Annotated in this window: 16 protein-coding genes; 4 read left to right on the forward strand and 12 right to left on the reverse strand. The window is 37.9% G+C overall.

The features are described from left to right. Window positions 1-40 precede the first annotated feature (40 nt). The 7 genes from secA to lnt form a co-directional block, all read right to left on the reverse strand. Window positions 41-3,400, reverse strand: a complete 3,360-nt coding sequence (gene secA, locus MQE36_RS10925; RefSeq protein WP_242936009.1) for a preprotein translocase subunit SecA — start codon at window positions 3,398-3,400, stop codon at window positions 41-43. An 85-nt stretch (window positions 3,401-3,485) separates the two neighbouring features. Then, window positions 3,486-3,707, reverse strand: a complete 222-nt coding sequence (locus MQE36_RS10930) for a DUF2795 domain-containing protein (RefSeq protein WP_242936010.1) — start codon at window positions 3,705-3,707, stop codon at window positions 3,486-3,488. A gap of 150 nt (window positions 3,708-3,857) precedes the next feature. Further along, window positions 3,858-4,433, reverse strand: coding sequence for a cob(I)yrinic acid a,c-diamide adenosyltransferase (locus MQE36_RS10935; RefSeq protein ID WP_242936011.1), 576 nt, complete (start codon window positions 4,431-4,433; stop codon window positions 3,858-3,860). Between the two features lie 41 nt (window positions 4,434-4,474). Beyond that, window positions 4,475-5,089 carry a hypothetical protein gene (locus MQE36_RS10940; RefSeq protein ID WP_242936012.1) on the reverse strand — a complete coding sequence of 205 codons (615 nt, stop codon included), beginning with the start codon at window positions 5,087-5,089 and terminating at the stop codon, window positions 4,475-4,477. A gap of 110 nt (window positions 5,090-5,199) precedes the next feature. Continuing rightward, the gene (locus MQE36_RS10945) at window positions 5,200-6,810 is read right to left on the reverse strand and encodes a leucine-rich repeat domain-containing protein (RefSeq protein ID WP_242936013.1); all 1,611 of its coding nucleotides are present in this window, start codon (window positions 6,808-6,810) and stop codon (window positions 5,200-5,202) included. Between the two features lie 226 nt (window positions 6,811-7,036). Beyond that, window positions 7,037-8,902: an ABC-F family ATP-binding cassette domain-containing protein gene (locus MQE36_RS10950; protein ID WP_242936014.1), complete on the reverse strand. Its 1,866-nt coding sequence runs from the start codon at window positions 8,900-8,902 to the stop codon at window positions 7,037-7,039. Window positions 8,903-8,957: 55 nt separating this feature from the next. Next, window positions 8,958-10,544 carry an apolipoprotein N-acyltransferase gene (gene lnt, locus MQE36_RS10955; protein WP_242936015.1) on the reverse strand — a complete coding sequence of 529 codons (1,587 nt, stop codon included), beginning with the start codon at window positions 10,542-10,544 and terminating at the stop codon, window positions 8,958-8,960. 173 nt (window positions 10,545-10,717) lie between these two features. Between lnt and MQE36_RS10960 the strand changes: the two genes are divergently transcribed. After that, a complete protein-coding gene (locus tag MQE36_RS10960; RefSeq protein ID WP_242936016.1) occupies window positions 10,718-11,473 on the forward strand; it encodes a CDP-alcohol phosphatidyltransferase family protein in 756 nt (251 codons plus the stop codon). A 17-nt stretch (window positions 11,474-11,490) separates the two neighbouring features. On the opposite strand, the gene lptB is transcribed toward MQE36_RS10960, so the two are convergent. From lptB to MQE36_RS10980, 4 genes are all read right to left on the reverse strand, one after another. Then, a complete protein-coding gene (gene lptB / locus MQE36_RS10965) occupies window positions 11,491-12,240 on the reverse strand; it encodes an LPS export ABC transporter ATP-binding protein (RefSeq protein ID WP_242936017.1) in 750 nt (249 codons plus the stop codon). Window positions 12,241-12,305: 65 nt separating this feature from the next. Then, entirely contained in the window at window positions 12,306-12,662 is a 357-nt protein-coding gene (locus MQE36_RS10970) for a carboxymuconolactone decarboxylase family protein (protein ID WP_242936018.1), read from the reverse strand. Further along, window positions 12,655-13,494 carry a twin-arginine translocase subunit TatC gene (gene tatC / locus MQE36_RS10975; RefSeq protein ID WP_242936019.1) on the reverse strand — a complete coding sequence of 280 codons (840 nt, stop codon included), beginning with the start codon at window positions 13,492-13,494 and terminating at the stop codon, window positions 12,655-12,657. The genes MQE36_RS10970 and tatC overlap by 8 nt, the downstream gene beginning before the upstream one ends. Next, entirely contained in the window at window positions 13,494-14,459 is a 966-nt protein-coding gene (locus tag MQE36_RS10980; RefSeq protein WP_242936020.1) for a KpsF/GutQ family sugar-phosphate isomerase, read from the reverse strand. Before MQE36_RS10980 ends, tatC begins: the two co-directional genes overlap by 1 nt. 85 nt (window positions 14,460-14,544) lie before the next feature. Here MQE36_RS10980 and recQ point away from each other — a divergent pair, with 85 nt between their 5' ends. After that, window positions 14,545-16,746: a DNA helicase RecQ gene (gene recQ, locus MQE36_RS10985; protein ID WP_242936021.1), complete on the forward strand. Its 2,202-nt coding sequence runs from the start codon at window positions 14,545-14,547 to the stop codon at window positions 16,744-16,746. A gap of 135 nt (window positions 16,747-16,881) precedes the next feature. Here recQ and MQE36_RS10990 read toward each other — a convergent pair whose 3' ends face one another. After that, a complete protein-coding gene (locus MQE36_RS10990) occupies window positions 16,882-17,382 on the reverse strand; it encodes a GNAT family N-acetyltransferase (protein ID WP_242936022.1) in 501 nt (166 codons plus the stop codon). Window positions 17,383-17,503: 121 nt separating this feature from the next. On the opposite strand from MQE36_RS10990, the gene MQE36_RS10995 reads away from it, so the two are divergent. Then, complete coding sequence (locus MQE36_RS10995; protein WP_242936023.1) at window positions 17,504-17,929, forward strand: DUF2141 domain-containing protein; 426 nt, start codon at window positions 17,504-17,506, stop codon at window positions 17,927-17,929. 13 nt (window positions 17,930-17,942) lie between these two features. Next, a complete protein-coding gene (locus MQE36_RS11000) occupies window positions 17,943-19,271 on the forward strand; it encodes a histidine kinase (RefSeq protein ID WP_242936024.1) in 1,329 nt (442 codons plus the stop codon). Window positions 19,272-19,278 lie beyond the last annotated feature (7 nt).

Here is a 19,278-nt window from a genome sequence, read left to right on the forward strand (position 1 = left end):
CTGCATATAGCAGGATTTTAACTAATTATAGATGAAATGTTTATTCATGTTCAACCAAAACCCATTCTCCTTTTTCAATCAGGGGAATAGCTTGCTTGTACTTAAGTTCTTTGCTCTCGCCGCTCATTACATTTTTTATGGTAACCCGTTCGTTTCTTCCGATTTTAGGTTTATCCCTGGTGATGGTCTCAGTAACCTGGGGTCTTTGGGTTTGCCCTGCCGCCCTGCTTTCTGCTGCTCTTTCGTCAAGGTTGGGAATTTCTTCTTTAGAGGTTTTATAGCTTTCTTTTCTCTTTACGTCCCTGGCTTCACTAATATTGCTGGAATCCTGAGTCGGGAGCTCACCTTTGAACAAGAAGGAGATTACATCTTTATTAACCTTGTCTACTATTGTTTTAAAAAGTTCAAAGGCTTCAAACTTGTATATTAACAGCGGATCTTTTTGTTCGTGAACAGCCAGCTGAACAGATTGTTTGAGCTCATCCATTTTACGCAAATGATTTTTCCAGGCATCATCGATGATAGCTAAAGATATGTTCTTTTCAAAATCGGCAACCAATTTCCTTCCTCCGGAATTATATGCTTCCTCCAGATTGGTAACCACGTTTAAGGTTTTTATACCATCTGTAAAAGGAACCACAATGCGTTCGAACTTATCGGATTGATTTTCATACACATTTTTGATAACCGGGAAGGCGGTAGCAGCAGTACGCTCTATTTTTTCGGTATAATGCTGGTATGTTGCTTTATATACTTTAGAAGCTATCTCCATATAGGAGAGCTTTTTAAATTCTTCTTCAGAAATCGGAGATGTTAAAGAAAAATATTTAATAAGCTCAAATTCAAAATTTTTATAATCATCGGCTTGTTTATTGGTTTCGGCAATAACCTCACAAGTATCGTACATCATGTTAGCGATATCTACCTTAAGACGCTCTCCTTCCAATGCATGGCGACGTCGTTTATAGACTACTTCCCGTTGAGCGTTCATGACATCGTCGTATTCCAATAGACGTTTCCGTATTCCGAAGTTATTTTCTTCTACTTTCTTCTGGGCTCTTTCAATAGATTTGGTCATCATAGAGTGCTGAATAACCTCTCCCTCTTCAAGTCCCATCTTATCCATTAGTTTGGCTACTCTGTCTGAACCAAACAAACGCATTAAATTATCTTCAAGCGACACATAGAACTGTGAGCTCCCTGGATCTCCCTGACGTCCGGAACGCCCCCTCAACTGCCTGTCTACCCTTCGCGAATCGTGCCTTTCTGTTCCGATAATAGCCAGACCTCCCGCTTCTTTTACTTCTTTGATTAATTTAATATCAGTACCCCGACCTGCCATGTTGGTAGCGATAGTCACGACTCCGGGTTGGCCGGCTTCAGCAACAATATCAGCCTCTTTTTTGTGAAGTTTGGCATTCAGTACATTGTGTTTTATTTTTCTTATATGAAGCATCCTGCTCAATAATTCTGAGATCTCAACAGAGGTCGTACCTACCAGTACAGGTCTTCCTTCTCCTACCAAGCGAACCACTTCATCTATAATAGCATTGTACTTTTCTCTTTTGGTTTTGTAGATAAGGTCTTCTTTGTCTTTACGGGCAATCGGACGGTTCGTCGGAATTTCAACCACGTCCAGTTTATAAATTTCCCAGAATTCACCTGCTTCTGTAATGGCGGTACCTGTCATACCGGCAAGTTTGTTGTACATACGGAAATAATTCTGGAGCGTTACCGTAGCAAAAGTTTGTGTTGCAGCCTCTATTTTTACATTCTCCTTAGCCTCTATTGCCTGATGGAGACCATCTGAGTATCGACGACCATCCATAATACGTCCGGTTTGTTCATCGACGATCATAACCTTGTTATCCATCACTACATACTCAACATCTTTTTCAAAAAGAGCATAGGCTTTAAGCAGCTGATTCATAGTGTGAATACGTTCGCTCTTAACACCAAAATCTTTAAACAGTTCTTCTTTAAGCTCTGCTTCTTCTTCAACAGGAAGGTTTTGTTTTTCAATCTTGGCAATCTCAGTTCCGATGTCAGGCATTACAAAGAATTCAGAATCGTCAGTATCTTTCGAAAGGTACTCGACTCCTTTGTCTGTAAGTTCTATTTGATTGTTCTTTTCATCAATTACAAATAACAACTCCTCATCAATCTTTGGCATTTCACGGTTGTTGTCCTGCATGTAGAAGTTTTCAGTTTTTTGAAGCAATTGCTTGATTCCTTCTTCACTTAAAAACTTAATCAAAGCTTTATTTTTTGGGAGTCCCCTGTGTACTCTTAACAATAAGACCCCACCGTCTTTAGCATTTCCTTCTGCAATTAGTTTTTTAGCTTCGGCGAGCACGCCGTTCAGGTACTGTCGTTGTTTACTTACCAGATCGTTTACAACTGGTTTTAATTCATTAAATTCATGTCTGTCTCCCTGAGGAACAGGCCCTGAAATGATTAAAGGAGTACGGGCATCATCGATTAGAACAGAATCGACCTCATCGACAATGGCGAAGTTATGTGGCCGCTGAACCAGGTCTTTCGGAGAATGCGCCATATTATCACGAAGGTAGTCAAAACCAAATTCGTTGTTAGTACCATAAGTGATATCAGCTTTATATGCATTTCTACGTGATTCCGAATTGGGCTGGTGGTTGTCGATACAATCTACGGACAATCCGTGAAACTGGAAAATCGGAGCCATCCAGGTGCTATCCCTTCTTGCCAGGTAATCGTTTACAGTAACCAGATGAACCCCCTTGCCTGTAAGCGCATTTAAATATACAGGAAGCGTAGCCACCAATGTTTTACCTTCTCCTGTTTGCATCTCGGCAATCTTACCCTGGTGAAGTGTAATACCGCCGATCAACTGTACATCGTAATGGATCATATCCCAGGTTACTTCTTTTCCGGCAGCATCCCATGAGTTTTTCCAAATTGCTTTTTCATTATCAAGGGTAATATAATCTTTAGATGCCGATAGTTCACGATCATAAGAGGAAGCAGTAACAGTAATAGTCTCGTTATTAGCAAAACGTTTTGCAGTTTCTTTCACGACCGCAAAAGCATCAGGCAGTATCTCATTGAGTGTTTTTTCATCAATCTGATTTCCCTCTTCAAGGAGTTGATCGATCTGGTTATAAAGTTCTTCACGTTTGTCTATATCTTCAGTGGTATCAGCTTCTTGCTGTAGATTTTCAATCTGTTGGTCGATCGAAGCGCGGGCATCTTTTATTTGCTCCTTAAAGGCTTCCGTCTTTGCTCTCAGTTCGTCATGTGATAATTCAGAAAGTGTATTTTCAATAGATTTTATTTTATCTACGATGGGTTGTATTTCTTTAACGTCTTTCTTCGCCTTATCTCCAACAAAGACCTTAATTAGGGAATTCATTAAACTCATAACTGCTTCTATATGTTTTAGTTCAAAATTACGCAAAAAAAAAGCCTCTAGTGAGACTTTTTGCGTTTAATAATAATAATGTTTGTTAATATTCATCTTCATTCCAGAGGTAATCTTCCTCTGTAGGGTAATCTGGCCAAATCTCTTCAATCGATTCGTACATATCTCCTTCATCTTCAATTGCTTGTAGATTTTCGACCACTTCGAGAGGTGCACCGGTTCTGATGGCGAAGTCTATCAATTCGTCTTTGGTAGCAGGCCAAGGCGCATCATCTAAATAAGATGCTAATTCTAAAGTCCAATACATCTTTCAATATTAATTTTAATTTCTTGCAAAAATAAATTTTAAATGTAAAAAGTCAAGTAAAAAATGCACGAATTACATAATTTTTAAGAACGTAATCATTTTTCTATGAAAAAATCGACTTTTGAATGTTAAAATCTTATTAAAACAAGATTAGCTTTCCTTTTCAGGAATCCATTTTACTTCATCAATTTGAAGATCATATGACAACTTTCGTGCCAGTACAAACAGATAGTCGGATAGTCTGTTGAGGTATTGGATGATTTTTTCGTCAAAAGGTTCATTTTCAAATAAATGGGAGGCACATCTTTCTGCCCGTCTGCACACGGTTCTTGCGATGTGACAATATGACACGGATTGATGGCCGCCGGGGAGTACAAAATGGGTCATTGCGGGTAATGAGCCGTTCATTTGATCTATTTCATTTTCAAGTAAAATGATATCTTTTTCAGTTATTTTAGGAATGTTAAGTCTTGGTTTGCCGCTTTTTAATATCTCTTTTTCAGGGGGTGTTGCCAATATGGCACCTAAGGTAAATAAACGATCCTGAATCCTGATCAATACCCTTTTTGTGTTTTGATCAGTCTTTTGATCACGAAGCAAACCAATCCATGAATTTAATTCATCAACAGTACCATAACTGTCTATACGTATATGATGTTTGGGAACCCTGGTGCCTCCAAATAATGAGGTCTTGCCTTTATCTCCTGTTTTAGTGTAGATTTTCATAGTATTTTCTTTGTTGATAGCTAAGGTACAAACAGCTTTTATTAAACCCTAATGCAGAAATGTTCTTTTTGTTGCCCTTGTCTTTTGAATAGCAGCCCGCAGTGATAAAGGTCGATAGTTACATTAAAAGAAAGGTTGTTCTTGAGCTCTAGCCATTTTTTGTTTGTGCTTTCGGAGCTGTGGATACGATCCAGGATAATAGCAGTTCCATCGTGGGTGTTTTTTTCTGATAAAGTATAAAGGTCTTCCGGATTTATGAAATTAAGTGCTTCTGTACTGATAAAAATGACATCGAAGATTTGTTGCTGTTCTTGTTTCGTGTTAGAAACGTAAGCCGGCACGTTCTTGTCATTGAGGGATGTTATTTTATGAATTTTTGAAATATCTGCGGCAAGAGTGAAGATAGTTTGTGGTGTGGATGCAATCGTTAAGATATGTTTTGCATCGAAATAGTGTATGATTTTGTAAAAAAGCCGGGCCTTCTTTAATGATGAAAAACTGTTTTTCCCCGACCGTTTCAATGCTGATTTTAGCTTTTTTGAGATATCAGTTTCTGTTTTCGTGTAAAATGCTTTGGTTGTAAGATGATAAACGAAGGGAGAATGCACTCCGTGTTGATTCGTTGATTCAATGAAGAATTTAAAATATTTAAACAAGAACAAGCGGATTTTTGATTGTTTACGAATTACAAAAATAAGCGAAAAAACTTCACTGTTTACAGTGAAGTCTCCACATGTGTAAAATCAAAATAAGAATATAGCTGCTGTTAGTTACGGCAATCGGTACGGTTATCTTTAATAATCTCAGTTCCGTAATTTGATTCCAAATCACATATTTTTTGAGGGATGGACCATAAAAAGTTTCTTTGGATGTTGAGTGTTTTCAATTTGTTTAAGTCGCCCAGTTCTTCCGGTAATACAGACAATCTGTTGCGGTAAAATGATGCAATTTCCAGATTTGTCATATTACCCAATTCAGACGGAACGGTCCTTAAGCGATTGCCATCAAAAAGAATGTTCTTCAGATTCTGCATCTCAATCAGCTGGGACGGGAATTCTCTGAAGTTGTTGTATCCCAGATCCACTGTTTCTATTTGGGGCATTTCGGCAATAGAATTATTTAATTCTATCAACGAATTTGTTCTTAGCCTGAGAACTTTTAGAGCCTGTAAATTCCCAATCCCTTCGGGGAGTTCAAGTAAACGGTTATTATTCAGGAAAAGCTCGGTTAAGTTAGATAAATTACCGATAGAACCAGGTAAATACTGGAGGCCATTGTCGTTTAGGATCAGCCATTTCAAATTGGTGAGGTTTCCGATTTCTTCCGGAAGTGACGAAAGTTTGTTTGAATTTAATGCCAATCGATCTAATTCAGCCAGGTTGCCTATGGATGAAGGGATGGTCTCAATGCTGTTGCCGTTTAGAAACAACGATCTGAGTTTTGTAAGATTTCCGATTTCTTGAGGAATGGAAGTCAATTTCAGGTCGCTATCGGTGTTCTGGACAACCAGATCGGTAAGCTCTGATAATTTGCCTACGTCCGCAGTTAAAGTTTCGATGTCCTTATTTGTAAAATCTATCTGATTAACGCGTTGGTCATATAGCGTTATCCCTTCCCATTCGGCAATATTGAGCGAGGTTATATCCCAGTTTAGCAGGTTGTTTTGATTGGCATGATATAGATCAATTAATATTTTACGTTCGTTGGGTATATAGTTATATATAATTTTATACGTGCTCGTGTCTCCGTTTTCAGCAGTTATAATATAATCTACCCCTTCAGTCAATGGGTTTTCTGCTGAAGGGCTGATTGTAGCTCCGGTTGAATATTCGACGGAAGGAATAAGGTCAGCATCCAAACTGCCTTCAGGAATGTGAAGCGTGATGGTCTTATTGGTTTCATCTATAGTTCCATATACATCAAAATAGATCTGGTTACTATTGGTGCCATCATTATTTATCGAAGTCAGAAGGTTAAAATCAGTGATCCTGGCTTCTGAGCTTTTGGCGACATCGACGTTTACCGTATAGATGGTTGATGTCTGGTCTTCTGCAATAACCCCATATTCTACAGCCTGTGAAAAATCAATACGGGTATCTGTAGTTGGTGTTACCTTTGACAATGCAGAGCTTTTGATTGTGGGTTTTAGCTTGGAGATGTCTGAACCGAAGGGCATGGTAGCCGTTATCTGCTTTGCGCTTTCATTGATAGAAGCTGTGACATCAACATCAAGCCCTTCATTTTCTGAAGCCAAAAATTTAAAGCTTTCAATTTGCTTCAGACTGCTTTTAGGGATGACATCTTCGGTTGAATCATCTTTACTACAGGAGATCATCATTACCGTAGCAACGAGTAGGTTAAGTAGTTGTCTCTTCATAAAAAGTCAACATTTAGGTTAATCTTGGTTGTTCTGTACTTTAAAAAAACTTGGGGCTATTCTAAAGTACTGTTTGGGGTTTAAAAGAGTAAGTGTTAACTTATTCTTAAGAACTAAACTAGTGATAAAATTCATTTTGTCGATAAAAAGACGTAAAAATTCGATGAAATACATTGTGTTTTTATTAACAAGGTTTGTTGATAGTTTATGTAGGAAAATAGAAGATTTATTGTTCTAATTTTGTAGAAAGATCGAACCAGCGTTCTGTCTTTTTTTCTATTTCGTTTATAATTTCTTGTAAATGAACGGATTGTTTGTTTATTTCTTCCCCCGAAAGGTCGGAGTTCAGGAAAGAAGCTTCTATTAAAGCTTTCTTTTCTTCTAATTTTTTAATGTCTTTTTCAAGTCTGTTGTATTCTTTTTGTTCGTTATAACTTAACCCGCTATTGGCATCTTTCTTCCAGCTTTTCTTTTCTTTCTTATCAGCAGATACGCTTTCTTCGACTGGGGTTGTGCTATCTTCATAAACCCTGAAATCGCTGTAATTTCCGGGAAAGTCTTCGATGATTCCATTGCCTCTGAAAACAAACAAGTGATCGACAATCTTATCCATAAAATACCGATCATGTGAAACTACAACAAGACAACCGGGGTAGTCTAACAGAAAATTTTCCAGCACATTGAGCGTTACAATGTCCAGGTCATTTGTCGGTTCATCAAGGATGAGGAAATTCGGGTTTTGTATTAATACGGTACAGAGGTAAAGTCTTTTTAATTCGCCTCCGCTTAACTTTTCGACAAAGTCATATTGTTTTTTTCTGTCAAAAAGAAAGCGTTCAAGTAACTGGGCGGCAGAAATCGTCCTTCCTTTTGTCAGGGGAATAAATTCACCAAAGTCTTTGATAACGTCTATTACCTTTTGTCCTGATTTGGCCTGGATACCACTTTGGGTGTAATAACCGAACTTAACGGTTTCGCCGACAACAATTTTTCCGGTATCAGGCTCTGAGGATTTTGTCAGGAGATTAAGAAAACTTGATTTACCGGTACCATTTTTACCAATGATCCCGATGCGTTCGCCTTTAGTGAAGTTGTAACTGAATTTATCAACGATCTTTTTTTCTTTGAATGACTTAGAAACGTTGTGAAGCTCTACTATTTTGCTTCCCAGGCGTTCCATGTTGATTTCCAGGGTAACCTGGTGCTCTTTTCTTCGTTCATTGGCCTTTTCTTTTATGAGGTAAAAATCGTCGATGCGGGATTTTGACTTGGTAGTACGGGCCTTTGGTTGCCTGCGCATCCAGTCGAGCTCTTTTCTATATAGGTTTTTAGCTTTTTCAACACTTGAGGCTTCCGATTCCATCCGGAGTTCTCTTTTTTCCAGATAATTAGAATAGCTGCCTTTGTATTGATACAATTGTCCGCTATCTAATTCAAGAATTTCGTTACAGACCCGTTCCAGGAAGTAACGATCGTGGGTTACCATGAAGAGGGTAATCTTTTCTTTAGCAAAATAAACTTCCAGCCATTCGATCATTTCAAGATCGAGGTGATTGGTGGGTTCGTCTAAAATTAATAAATCAGGTTTGTTGATAAGTATGGTGGCCAAAGCCAGCCTCTTTTTCTGCCCTCCTGATAAGGAAGATACTTTTTGCTCTAAATTGTCAAGCTTTAGTTTAAATAGTATCTGTTTATATTGAGTTTCAAAATCCCAGGCCTGGTGTATTTCCATTTGCTCGAAGGCCTTTTGATAGGCACTCTCGTTTTCAGGGTTTTTTAATGCTCTTTCGTAGTTGTGAATTACTTTAAGGATTTTGTTCTCTGATGCAAAAATGGTTTCTTCTATGGTTAACGAAGGAATGAGATCCGGTTCCTGAGAAAGAAAAGCAATGTTTAAACTGTTTCTTGTAACCACTTGCCCGCTATCGGGGATGTCTTTACCGGTAATAATATTTAATAACGAGGTTTTCCCGGTACCATTTTTAGCAATCAAAGCAATTTTTTGATCTTTATTAATACCAAAAGATATGTCAGAGAATAAGATGTGTTCTCCATACGATTTGGCGATATTTTCTACTGAAAGATAGTTCATTGAGATAAATTCAAAATTTTAGAAGTTAACACTTCAAGTACGAGGCAAGTTACGATCAAGATTTTTTACGGGCAATAGCAAATAAGACAATTAACCCCGCGATAAGTATGGCTGTCCTTGCAATAAAATCACCGTACTTAACATAAAAAGTCTTTTTGTCATTGATTGTTATCGTTCCTTTTAAGGAGCCTTTTGTATCATAGGGCAAAGTATCTCGTATTTCTCCTTTTTCGTTGATGAATGCAGAGATTCCTGTATTGGCACTTCGGGCAATGCTCTTCCTTGTTTCTATTGCTCTCAGTCTGGCGTAACTTAAGTGTTGTTGGTGTCCCTGTGTTTTATCCCACCAGGCATCATTGGTTATGATAGCCAGAAAATTTGCGCCATTTTCGACATATCCTGTTACGAACTCACCATATACGGATTCGTAACAGATAATCGGAGCGGCTTTTCCTTTTCTGTCCTTAGAAGTAAAAACACCTCTGTCCTTTTGTATGGTTTTGGTAGAGATTGTTCCTCCCAGATCTAATAGTATGTTCCCTAAAAGAGGTTCCAGGAGCGGCTTGAAAGGAAAATTTTCAACTCCTACCACCAGTTTTGATTTATAGTAAAACTGGGTACTGTCTGAATTGTTTACCTGCAGCGCTGCATTGTACTCGTCGTACCAATCTCCTTGCCTCGTTATATTCGCATACTTTGAAGGTTTTGGGCCTTTACCATACATATGGTATAAAACAGCACCGACAATGACGTTTAGGTTCTTGTTTTGCAAGCATAGTGATTGCAGGGCTTTACGCTGGGGACTTACATCGAATTGCTCAATTGGATACCATTCGGAAAGTACCGTCTCAGGGGCAATCACATAGTCTGTATTTTGGTCGATCTTTTCCGATGCCTGGGCAATGAGTCCTTTGGTTATCTGAACATTTTTTTGGTCGTATTTTTCAGTGTAGGGATCTACATTTGGCTGAATGAGGATAACGTCGACAGTGTTTTTCGATTCTTGATAGTTTTTAAGAATGAGAAAGGAAATAATAACGGGGATGGCTATTAATAAAATATTTTTACCAACCCCTGTCGATAATACTTTTTTGTTTTTTTCTTGAATGTATTTCTCATAGGTCTTAAAAAGACCAATATTTACGATCCAGATCCATAACGAACCACCGAAAGTACCTGTGTATTCATACCATTGTATCCAGGAAGTGTATTCAGAAAACAGATTCCCCAGGTTTAACCACGGCCAGGAAAAATCCCAGTTTAGATGAAATTTTTCGAAAGCCATCCAGATAGCAGGTAGAAAAACGAGATGTATTTTGGTGGGTAATTTATTGGCTACTTTGTGATAAATGAGGAATACCAAGGCCATTAGCAATGAATTTACCAGGATGGCGAAAAACATTCCGAAAGCACTCGAATACCATAACCACCAGGTCGTTATAGAATTCCATATTAAAAAACTGAGGTAAGCAGTCCCGAATACCTTTAACCCTTTTTTATTGCTGTCAGATTCCCGGATATTTTTCTCGGCGAACAGGAGGGGGACAAAAGCAATGAAGCCTAATACAGGTAATCCGTATGTTGGCCACGCCATAGCAAGTAATAAGCCGGTAAATGCAGCCAGCAGGTAATTTTTTTTCATTTGAATTTAAATTATCAACTCATTTAATGTATTTTGAAGAAAGTCGATTTTTTACAAATATCTCATATTTTTATAAATATATCTCATAATCTGTTCATGGAATAAAAAATCACATTAATTGTACTATTAATCATCGTTATAAAAACCTTATTTTTACACAAAATATTTTAAAAATGAAGAAACATATACCTAATCTCATTACTTTACTGAACCTTTTCTGTGGTTCTGTAGCAGCCATATTCGCTGTGAAAAACCAGCTGGAGGTAGCGGCATTTTTTGTGTTCATAGGTATTTTTTTCGATTTTTTTGATGGGTTTGCCGCAAGAATGCTTAATGTACAAAGTGATTTAGGAGTTCAGCTCGATTCGTTGGCTGATATGGTAACCAGTGGCTTGGTTCCCGGAATTGTAATGTTCCAGCTCCTAGGAATGGGAAATAGCTTGACCTCATGGGAAGTTGACAAAGAAACTGCCGATGGGGTGGTTTGGTTTTCTTCCGGTTTGGATGTATTGCCTTTTTTGGGATTATTGATCACTCTGGCATCTGCATATAGATTGGCTAAGTTTAATATCGATGAAGAACAGGTGTCGTCTTTTATTGGATTGCCGACACCGGCCAATGCACTTTTTGTTTTATCACTTCCTTTGATCTTGTTTTATCAGGGAAATGATATGGTAAATGAGCTTATCCTGAACAAATGGTTTTTGATTGCGGTAACATTGTTGAGTTCTTATATGCTGAATGCCCGGATTCCGCTATTCGCTTTAAAGTTCAAGAGCTGGAGATTAAAAGAGAATGCAACCAGGTATAGCTTTTTATCTTTGAGCTTGATTTTGCTGATGACCCTTCAGTATATGGCGATACCTGTTATTGTTGTGTTGTATGTCGTGATGTCGGGTATAGATAATATGATGAAAGCAACAAGGTAGGCAGTCCTTAAAGGAAGTTATTTTGCGTTAAAATCTAATTTCTTTTTACGTAGCTCGAAATTCTGTCCCAGGTATACTTTTCTAACCATTTCATCGGCAGCCAATTCTTCCGGTTCTCCTGCCTTTAAGATGCTTCCTTCAAACATGAGGTAAGATCGTTCTGTAATGGCAAGGGTTTCCTGAACGTTGTGGTCTGTAATAAGAATGCCAATATTTTTGTCTTTAAGATGGGCAACGATACGTTGTATGTCTTCAACAGCAACCGGATCGACCCCGGCAAAAGGCTCATCCAGTAATATAAAGCTGGGGTCAGTTGCCAGTGCACGGGCAATTTCGGTTCGCCTTCTTTCTCCTCCGGATAGTAAGTCGCCCCTGTTTTTACGGATATGCCCCAGGCTGAATTCATCAATAAGGGCCTCCATCTTCATATACTGCTCTTTTTTTGAGAGCTTTGTAAGCTGGAGTACACTCAGAATATTTTCTTCAATACTTAACTTTCTGAACACCGAAGCTTCTTGAGCCAGGTACCCTATCCCGTGCTGTGCACGTTTATACATGGGGAAATCTGTGATTTCAGTATTGTCCAGGTAAATTTTCCCTCCATTTGGTTTGATAAGGCCAACGATCATATAAAATGAAGTGGTTTTACCGGCTCCATTCGGGCCAAGCAAACCGACAATCTGGCCTCTGTTCACTTCCAGGGATATTCCCTTCACTACTTTTCGTCCTTTATAGGACTTCATTATATTTTCGGCTCTTAGCTTCATGTCTTGGAGTTCAGAATTTCAAAAATAGACAAATACTTATGAAAACAGCTGCTTTTAAAGAAACATTAAGAATTGTTGTTTGACTCTTCGAGCGCATCCCAAAATTCGTATGCCCTTCTCAAATGTGGGATAACAATAGTACCCCCAACCAACGTGGCTATACTCAATGCTTCAAAAACCTCTTCCTTTCTCAAACCTTCTTTGTGGCAGGTCTCTAAATGGTATTTTACACAATCGTCACAACGTAATACGGCAGATGCCACAAGGCCAAGTAATTCTTTGGTTTTTACATCCAATGCGCCCGGCATGTAAGCATTGGTATCTAAATTGAATATACGTTTCGTTACTTTGTCGGTATCCTCTAAAATGCGCTTGTTCATTTTAGCTCGATACGCGTTAAATTCTTCTACTTGATTAGGCATTTTTGGTCAATGAATTTTGTTCTTGTTCTCTTCTTTTTTCCCTTTTCAGTACAATTTTCGAGATAATGATACTCGCTTCATAGAGGATAGCAATCGGGATTGCAACGATAATTTGGCTAGCCACATCAGGAGGGGTTATTAATGCTGAAAGGATGAGCACAATAACCAAAGATATTTTTCGGTATTTCTTTAAGAATTCAGGTGTTACGACACCTATTTTCGTTAGGAAAAATATAAGAATTGGGAGTTCAAATATAATACCACAAGCTAGTACAGATGACCGGACTGTGGAAATATACGAGGCTAAATCTATATCGTTAAAAACTTCTTTGCTGACCGTGTAATTTGCCAGAAAATTAACCGATAAAGGAGAAATGATATAGTAACCGAAAAGCACACCGGTAAAGAATAAAAGGGAGGCTACAAAAATAAAACCCTTGGCATGCTTACGTTCATTTTCATATAAACCCGGACTTATAAACTTCCATAGTTCGTATAAGATGTAAGGGAAGCCCAGTATGATTCCTGCCCATATCGAGGTCCACATATGCGCAGAGAACTGTCCGGCCATAGTCCGGCTTTGAATTCTAAACTGGGGACCTTCGCAAAAGGATTCATTCAGACCTAAGGTTCTTGCAATATCGCAGAAAAATCGATATGTTATGAATTCTGGCTTTTTGGGGCCTAAAATAATTACATCAAAAATAAAATGCTTAGCAAAAAATGCAATAATTGCAATTATTAAAATAGCAGCTGTTGATCTTATTAAATGCCATCTTAGCTCTTCTAAGTGGTCAAGAAAAGACATTTCCTGAGCGTTTTTCTTTGCCATTATATAATTCCTTCTTTTATTAAATCGTGTAAGTGAATAACTCCTGCGTATTTCCCGTTTTCTTCCACAACGAGTTGAGAGATGCCGTTACTTTCCATAAGTTCAAGGGCATCGACAGCCATAGCATCGGCCTCTATGGTTTTTGGGTTTCCCGACATGATATCTGCGGCTTTCAAGCCGTTTATTTTATCGTGTTTGTTAAGCATTCTACGGATATCCCCATCAGTAATGATCCCTACAATTTTCCCATGATCAGTAACAGGGGCAACACCGAGCATCTTTTCAGTAATTTCAACAATGACATCTTTGACAGGGGTATTGGTGCCAACTTCAGGTTTCATGTTAGATGCAGAAATATCATGCACCCTTAAATACAGTTTTTTACCCAGGGCACCGCCGGGATGGTATTTAGCAAAATCTCTGCTTCCGAATTCTTTTAGTTCTAATAAACAGATGGCCAACGCATCTCCAATCACTAATTGAGCAGTTGTACTGGATGTTGGTGCAAGATTATTAGGGCAGGCTTCTTTCTCAACATAAGCATTTAAAACATAGTCGGCCTGCTGTCCTAAAAACGAATCTTTATTGGCTGTAATGGCAATAAGTTTGTTAGGGCCGTTTTTTAATAAAGGAACCAATACTTTTATTTCGGGGGTATTCCCGCTTTTTGAGATGCAAATAATAACATCGTCCTGTTGTATTGTTCCTAAATCTCCATGTATGGCATCGGCGGCATGCATAAAGATGGCAGGCGTTCCGGTAGAGTTTAAAGTGGCTACGATCTTAGTGGCTATGATCGCGCTTTTACCAATACCGGTTATAACTACGCGTCCTTTTGAATTGTAAATATATTCTATGGCATCTGCAAATTCTTCATCAACCAAACTACTAAGATGTTGAATTGCTTCACATTCTGTGTCAATAGCTTTTTTTGCTGTAGCTATGATTGTATCTTTGCGTTTCAAACTTTGTGTTTTATATGATTTGTAATAAATAAAGAATGTATTATCTTTAGTTGTGCAAATGTATGTAAAATAGTAAAACGATAGGATGGATACAGCTGAAATTGACTTACACGCGGCGCTGAAGCAGTATTTTGGATTTGGTCAGTTTAAGGGATTACAGGAAGGTGTTATAAAGAGCATCGTAAACAATAAGAATACTTTTGTTATTATGCCTACGGGAGGTGGGAAATCGTTGTGTTACCAGCTTCCGGCCTTAGTTAGTGAAGGCACGGCAATTGTGGTTTCCCCATTAATCGCATTAATGAAGAATCAGGTTGACGCCATTAGAGGTATCTCGGAAGATAGTGGCGTGGCTCATGTGTTAAATTCTTCATTGAATAAAACTGAAGTAAAAAAAGTAAAAAGTGATATTAAGAACGGTGTGACAAAATTGTTATATGTAGCACCGGAATCACTTACAAAAGAAGAGTATGTAGAATTTTTACGTTCTGTTGAACTTTCTTTTGTAGCTGTTGATGAAGCGCATTGTATTTCTGAATGGGGTCACGATTTTAGACCCGAATACAGAAATCTCCGTACCATAATCAAACGTTTAGGAGATGATATTCCGATCATTGCCCTAACAGCAACTGCTACCCCTAAAGTGCAGGAAGATATTATTAAAAACCTGCAAATGGGAGATGCGAAAGTTTTTAAAGCGTCGTTTAACAGACCGAACCTGTATTATGAGGTGCGACCTAAAACGAAAAATGTCGATGCAGATATTATCCGGTTTGTAAAACAGAATGCCGGAAAATCGGGTATTATCTATTGTCTAAGCCGTAAAAAGGTAGAAGAACTGGCACAAACATTACAGGTGAATGGAATTAAGGCGGTTCCATATCATGCCGGGCTGGATGCAAAAACGCGGGCGAAACATCAGGATATGTTCTTAATGGAAGATATTGATGTGGTTGTTGCCACGATTGCATTTGGAATGGGGATGAACAAGCCTGATGTTCGTTTTGTGATTCACCACGATATTCCGAAAAGTATTGAAAGCTATTATCAGGAAACCGGCAGGGCTGGCAGAGATGGAGGAGAAGGACATTGTCTGGCTTTCTATTCATATAAGGATATCGAGAAGCTCGAAAAATTTATGAGCGGCAAGCCTGTAGCAGAACAGGAAATTGGTTTTGCCTTGCTACAGGATATCGTGGCTTATGCAGAAACTTCAATGTCCAGAAGGAAATACATACTTCATTATTTCGGGGAGGAGTTTGACGAAGTAAATGGCGATGGGGCAGATATGGATGACAATGTCCGTCATCCCAAAAAGAAACACGAAGCAAAAAACGAGGTTGTAACACTTCTTAAAACAGTAAAAGATACCAAACAGAAATTTAAGAGCAAAGAAATTGTTAATACCTTAATAGGAAAGGTGAATGCCCTTATAAAATCTCATAAGACGGATGAAAAGCCTTTTTTCGGCCTCGGAAAGGACCGTGATAATAAATACTGGATGGCGTTAATACGTCAGGTACTGGTATCAGGATTGCTGAAAAAAGAAATAGAGCAATATGGAGTTTTGCAGTTAACCAGGGCCGGAAAAGAATTTATTGAAAAACCGAAGTCGTTTACGATGACGGAAGATCATGTATACGACGATGTTGAGGACGACTCTATTGTTACGGCATCAAAAGGTGGAGGTGTGGTAGCAGATGATAAATTGTTGGTAATGTTAAAGGACCTCCGCAAAAAAGAAGCCGTAAAGCACAATATCCCGCCATTTGCTGTTTTTCAGGACCCGTCATTAGAAGATATGGCTTTAAAATATCCTATCAGTATCGAGGAATTTGGCAATATACACGGGGTAGGAGAAGGAAAGGCAAAAAAATATGCCAAGCCTTTTGCAGACCTGATTAAAAGGTATGTGGATGATAACGACATAACAAGACCGGACGATCTGGTTGTGAAGTCAACCGGGGCCAATTCAACCCTTAAGCTGTATATCATTCAGAATATTGACAGAAAACTGGCTTTAGATGATATAGCTGATGCGAAAGGGCTTAGTATGGAAGAACTCATTAAAGAAATGGAACAGATAGTTTATATGGGAACGAAGCTCAATATAGATTACTGGATTAATGAGATATTGGATGAAGACCAGCAAGAAGAAATATACGAGTATTTCATCGATGCTGAAACAGATAAGATCTCTGATGCCATTGAAGAGTTTGACGGAGACTATGAAGATGACGAACTGAGATTATACCGGATAAAATTCATAAGCGAAGTCGCTAATTAAAAGAAGACCGTCTAAAAGGTGTCAAAATGTTATTCTGAATTTATTTCTGAATAACATCATGTTGGTTCACAGATTATGGTGAAAACCTGAAACGAATTCGGGTTGGCGGAAACAGACCTTTTAGACGGCCTCTTTTTAGATGTTACAAATTTCAAAAACCATATCCCAGCAATTATCTTTGTTATTCCAGTATGTACTTTTATAATTAAAGAGCTTTTCCAGAATTTTCACAGAACCGACATTCCTTTTGTCGACGTATGCTTTAAGTTGTTTTAACTGTAAATGACCAAAAGCATATTCAATTAACCCCTGGGTTATTTCCGTTCCGTATCCAACACCCCAAAAGTCTTCTATAAATCGATAACCTATTTCCCATTCTTTTTTATCATTAAAAATAATGGCACAGGTACCGATAAAGATATTGTTCTCATTTTCTATGGCCCAAACCCAAAAGTTATTATTGGTTTTACTGTACTTAGTTATCAAGTCCTTTAGGTCAGTAGTACATTCAGCGAGGTGTTGAGGCATAGATCCTGTATATTTCATCACCTTTTGACTGTTTTGTAGCCTGTAAAAAGAAGGAAGATCTTCTTTTTTTAATAAGCGGATAGTTAATCTTTTCGTTTTAAAAATCATTAAATTGTCTGCTATGTAAATAGATCATACGATTCATCACTTAAAAATAACAATTCAGTTATTCATTTTTTTATAAAATGCAATTTAGACAGATATTTGAATATCAAAAAAACAAAATATCATGATCCGCTTTGTACTCTTATTAGTATTGTTCCTTATAAGCAAGCTTCCGTTAAAGGCTCAAGAAACAGAAAAAGTAAACATAGTCGTAAAGATTACAAATTTTAAGAACGACGAAGGAAAAGCCATGGTAGCCCTTTACAATACAGAGGAGGCGTTTTTAAAGGTACCTTTCAGGGGAATGACAGGTAAAATTGATAAAGACACATCAACGGTAACTTTTAAGAACGTAGAAGCCGGCGTATATGCAATAGGGGTTTTTCATGATGAAGACGACGATAATAAACTTGATATGTTTATGGGGATGATCCCGAAAGAACCTGTAGCCTGTTCGAATAATGCACCTGCCAAGTTCGGCCCCCCTAAATGGAAGGACGCAAAATTTGTTGTAGCTACTAAAGATATTTATCAGCAAATAAGCTTTTAATCCAGGAAATCAAATGAAACTCATAAGAAATATAATCAGGGCTTTTGGTCTCGGAATTGTATTATTCATCATCCTGAAAGGAGTTCAGATACTTATGTATGATAACTTTCAGTTCGACGAAACATTATTAACGGATTTCTTGTTTAATCAGCTTTATGCAGTCGTGTTATACTTGACCAATGCTTATTTTTTTATATTCCTTCGCCGGTATTATCCGAATAATAATTATACGGTAAACAGGATACTTGTTGGAGGAACCGGTTCTGTCGTGATAACCATCATAGCAATTTTCCTGTTGCGTGTTTTTACGGAAATAGGCATTAATGCCGAATCATGGAATGAATTTATAAGGGGAGAAGAAGTCGGGTTTTATGTTGTGGCTTTTTTTATAACGATAACGGTAACGGTCTTTTTCCATGCCTTTTATTTTTATAAAGCCCTTCAGGAAAAAAGAGTAAAACAACAAAAGGTTATTGCAGGCACGGCAACTGCTCAGTTTGATGCATTAAAGAATCAGCTGGATCCGCATTTTCTGTTTAACAGCTTAAATGTTTTAACGAGTTTAATTGATGAAAACCCTAAAGCAGCACAGCAGTTTACCACGGCTTTATCTAAAATCTACAGGTACGTCCTCGAACAAAAAAATAAAGACCTGGTATCAGTTGAGGAAGAGCTGGCATTTGCAAAGACATATATAAGTTTGTTGAGAATGCGATTCGAGGATAGTATATTTTTTGAAATCCCTGATCATTTGTCAAATCCGGAAGCTAAACTGGTTCCCTTGTCGTTACAACTTTTGCTGGAGAATACGGTAAAACATAATGTTGTCAGTTCTTCAAATCCGCTTAAAATTAAAATATACGAAAAAAATAACAGCCTTGTTATTGAAAATAATCTCCAGCCTAAAGAAACACTGGGGAAAAAAGGCAGTGGGGTGGGATTAAGAAATATTCAACAACGATACAGTATATTATCCTCACGGGAGGTTATTATAGAGAAAAATCAGGAAGCATTTATTGTAAAGCTTCCATTATTAACCAAAATAATCAATATTATGAAATCTGAAAATATGAGTGATAGCTATTTAAGAGCCAGAAAAAAAGTAGATGAGTTAAAAGAATTCTATTCGAGTTTGGCTTCCTACGTAATTGTAATTCCATTTCTGGCATTTATAAATTACAAGGTTTATTGGAATTTCCAATGGTTTTGGTTTCCAGCAATAGGCTGGGGAATAGGGCTTGCTTTTCAGGCATTTAAAATATACGGTCCCGGGTTTTCCTGGGAAGAAAGAAAAATTCGGCAGTATATGGAAGAGGAAAAATCTAAATCTAAATGGCGTTAAAAAATAA

Source organism: Zhouia spongiae (genome assembly GCF_022760175.1).
Taxonomy (GTDB): Bacteria; Bacteroidota; Bacteroidia; order Flavobacteriales; family Flavobacteriaceae; genus Zhouia; species Zhouia spongiae.

Excerpts from the sequence above, each read along its gene's own strand:
- secA (WP_242936009.1), bottom strand. The coding sequence starts at position 3,400 with ATGAGTTTAATGAATTCCCTAATTAAGGTCTTTGTTGGAGATAAGGCG.
- MQE36_RS10930 (WP_242936010.1), bottom strand. The coding sequence starts at position 3,707 with ATGTATTGGACTTTAGAATTAGCATCTTATTTAGATGATGCGCCTTGG.
- MQE36_RS10935 (WP_242936011.1), bottom strand. The coding sequence starts at position 4,433 with ATGAAAATCTACACTAAAACAGGAGATAAAGGCAAGACCTCATTATTT.
- MQE36_RS10945 (WP_242936013.1), bottom strand. The coding sequence starts at position 6,810 with ATGAAGAGACAACTACTTAACCTACTCGTTGCTACGGTAATGATGATC.
- MQE36_RS10950 (WP_242936014.1), bottom strand. The coding sequence starts at position 8,902 with ATGAACTATCTTTCAGTAGAAAATATCGCCAAATCGTATGGAGAACAC.
- lnt (WP_242936015.1), bottom strand. The coding sequence starts at position 10,544 with ATGAAAAAAAATTACCTGCTGGCTGCATTTACCGGCTTATTACTTGCT.
- MQE36_RS10960 (WP_242936016.1), top strand. The coding sequence starts at position 10,718 with ATGAAGAAACATATACCTAATCTCATTACTTTACTGAACCTTTTCTGT.
- lptB (WP_242936017.1), bottom strand. The coding sequence starts at position 12,240 with ATGAAGCTAAGAGCCGAAAATATAATGAAGTCCTATAAAGGACGAAAA.
- MQE36_RS10970 (WP_242936018.1), bottom strand. The coding sequence starts at position 12,662 with ATGCCTAATCAAGTAGAAGAATTTAACGCGTATCGAGCTAAAATGAAC.
- tatC (WP_242936019.1), bottom strand. The coding sequence starts at position 13,494 with ATGGCAAAGAAAAACGCTCAGGAAATGTCTTTTCTTGACCACTTAGAA.
- recQ (WP_242936021.1), top strand. The coding sequence starts at position 14,545 with ATGGATACAGCTGAAATTGACTTACACGCGGCGCTGAAGCAGTATTTT.
- MQE36_RS10990 (WP_242936022.1), bottom strand. The coding sequence starts at position 17,382 with ATGATTTTTAAAACGAAAAGATTAACTATCCGCTTATTAAAAAAAGAA.
- MQE36_RS10995 (WP_242936023.1), top strand. The coding sequence starts at position 17,504 with ATGATCCGCTTTGTACTCTTATTAGTATTGTTCCTTATAAGCAAGCTT.
- MQE36_RS11000 (WP_242936024.1), top strand. The coding sequence starts at position 17,943 with ATGAAACTCATAAGAAATATAATCAGGGCTTTTGGTCTCGGAATTGTA.